The 379-nt window shown below is 74.9% G+C and carries 1 protein-coding gene; it reads left to right on the forward strand.

Annotated elements, in window-relative coordinates; all coding sequences use genetic code 11:
• Positions 1 to 42: 42 nt before the first annotated feature.
• A partial coding sequence (locus LPA54_RS42105; protein ID WP_228985599.1) for a hypothetical protein occupies positions 43 to 379 on the forward strand: 337 nt, incomplete at its 3' end.

Genomic DNA, 379 nt, shown 5'->3' on the forward strand with positions numbered 1-379 from the left:
GGGCGGCACAGCGGCACCCTGCGCTTCTTCAGGTGCGCGGGTGTGGGTCGCGAACTCCTGCTCTCCCTGCCCGACGTGGGTGCCGACCCTGGCCGCGGCCGCAGGGGTCCGCACGTCGTGCTGATGTCTGGCACCAGCTGGGCGGGCACCTCGACACGCGCGCACGTGGTCGCCCCGGTGGGCGCGGTGCTCACCCCGTCGCCACGGTCCCTCAAGGCCGTGAGCGAGTCGGAATTCAGTACGCACTTCCTGTACGACGACGAGGGGCGCCCGCTGAGCCTGTCGGGCACCGAGCGTAAGGCCCGGCCCGCGGCCTGCCGGGCGATGGTCAGCCGGCTCGGGTCGCCCGGCCGGGGCGGCGCCCCGAGCCCGTTGGAGC

This window comes from Streptomyces sp. DH12 (assembly GCF_020873895.1).
Taxonomy (GTDB): Bacteria; Actinomycetota; Actinomycetes; order Streptomycetales; family Streptomycetaceae; genus Streptomyces.